Raw genomic sequence first — 1,419 nt, 5'->3', positions numbered from 1 at the left:
CGACCTGGAGGCGGGTGTTGACCTCGAGGAACGCGAAGGACTTCTCGCCGGGGTGGTAGAGGAACTCCACGGTGCCGGCTCCGACGTACCCCACCGCGATCGCGAGCCGCTCGGCCGAGGCCTTGAGCTCGTCGGCCTGCTCGGCCGACAGCAGCGGCGACGCGGACTCCTCGATGACCTTCTGGTTGCGGCGCTGGATGGAGCAGTCGCGGACCCCGATCGCCCACGCGGTGCCGTGCCCGTCGGCGATCAGCTGCACCTCGACGTGGCGGGCGCCGGTGACCAGCCGCTCGAGGAAGACGGTGCCGTTGCCGAACGCACGCAGCGCCTCGTCGCTGGTGCGCTGGTAGGCGTCCTCGAGCTCGGCGGCGGAGTCGACCCGCCGGATCCCGCGACCGCCACCTCCCGCGGTGGCCTTGAGCATCAGCGGGTAGCCGATCCGGTCGGCCTCGGCCAGCGCCTCGTCGAGCGTGGCCACCGCGCCGCGGCTCCACGGCGCGACCGGGACCCCGACCTCCTCGGCGATCAGCTTCGAGCCGATCTTGTCGCCCAGCTTGCGCATGGCGTCGGCGCTCGGGCCGATGAACGTGATCCCGAGAAGGTCGCAGAGGTCGACGAAGGCGGGGTCCTCGGCGACGAAGCCCCACCCGGGCCACACGGCGTCCGCGCCGGTCGCGAGCAGGGCCTTCTCCAGCACGGCCAGGTCGAGGTAGGGACGGGCCGAGGCCGGCCCGAGGTCGTGGGCGAGGTCGGACTCGCGCACGAACATGGCGCGGCTCTCGCCCTCGGTGTGCAGGGCCACGGTCTCGACGAGGCGGGTTCCGTCCAGACCACCCGCCGCGTTGATCTCCCTCACCGCGTGGATGAGCCGCATGGCGGCCTCACCGCGGTTGACGATCGCGATACGTGACAGCGCCATCAAGATCCTCCGTGCCGCATCGGGGACGCGCCCTGCGCACGTCCCCGTACGAGAACCTGTCACGTCCCGCGGGTTACGGGCCAGTCACATCGCCGGGTTTCCGTGATTCGGCACGGACTGTCCCTAGTCCCCCAGCGGCGCCAGCAGCTTCTTCTTGTTCTGGAACGCGAAGACCAGCAGGTCGGTCATCGTGAACCGGTTCGCGACCGGGCCGAGCGACGGTCGCCAGCCGGGGTTGCGGACGATGGAGTGGCGGCTGCCCTCCATCGCGCGGTGGAAGGTCTCGGCGACGATCCGCGCGCCCACGCCCGTGAGCCTGCCGTTGTCGAGCTCCGCCTCGCGCAGCACGTAGAACCACAGCGGCGTGTCCGTGAGGAACGCGTCCCGCTGGGTCGGGGTCAGGTCGTCCAGCACCGCTCCCCCGTTGCCGTCGCGGATCTGGGCCTTGGTCAGGGTCTTGACGTCCACACCCTTGCTGCGCAGGAACGTCGCCATCTGCT

Annotated in this window: 2 protein-coding genes; both read right to left on the bottom strand. The window is 71.0% G+C overall.

Features of this window, described 5'->3' with window-relative positions; translation table 11 throughout:
• Window positions 1-919, bottom strand: a 919-nt coding sequence (locus tag EKO23_RS24670) for an ATP-binding protein (RefSeq protein WP_134721228.1), incomplete at its 3' end; no start/stop codon positions are given.
• Between the two features lie 123 nt (window positions 920-1,042).
• Window positions 1,043-1,419 (bottom strand): peroxidase family protein (locus EKO23_RS25610; protein ID WP_217702810.1); only part of this gene is annotated, 377 nt, incomplete at its 5' end.

Source organism: Nocardioides guangzhouensis (assembly GCF_004519545.1).
Classification (GTDB): Bacteria; Actinomycetota; Actinomycetes; order Propionibacteriales; family Nocardioidaceae; genus Nocardioides; species Nocardioides guangzhouensis.
Note: the sequence above shows the minus strand (reverse complement) of the source record. Positions and strands in the feature narration are given on the sequence as shown.